1 protein-coding gene is annotated in these 300 nt (G+C 46.7%); it reads right to left on the bottom strand.

All coding sequences use genetic code 11. From position 1 onward, the window contains the following. The coding region (locus CWC28_RS21480; protein ID WP_138625765.1) for an autotransporter outer membrane beta-barrel domain-containing protein at positions 1–300 on the bottom strand (300 nt) is incomplete at both ends.

The following is a 300-nucleotide window of genomic DNA, read 5'->3' as shown; positions in this document are numbered from 1 at the left end:
TCTTTAAAGTCATGATCTCCCATCAAGACAAACTCAGGCTGAAGAGCTCCACGACCGACTTCGAAGTCGCCCAGAAGCTTCAGTCCAGCTCCCAGCTCCATAACTTCGAACTCTTTCATTTTGCGTTTCTGAGCTAATACACCTGTTTGCTTTTCACTCAGATCATCAAAATCAACACTGGCGTAGTCAAAGGCGATCTGAGGCTGAAGGATCCACTGATTGAGCTGATAGTTATAACCCGCTACGAAACGTGCACCCCAGATAGTACTGTCAGCTTCCCCTTTATAGGAAACCGGTGTA

It is taken from the genome of Pseudoalteromonas sp. S4492, from assembly GCF_005886115.1.
GTDB classification, from domain to species: domain Bacteria; phylum Pseudomonadota; class Gammaproteobacteria; order Enterobacterales; family Alteromonadaceae; genus Pseudoalteromonas; species Pseudoalteromonas gelatinilytica.
This window is presented reverse-complemented; position numbering and strand designations above follow the sequence as displayed.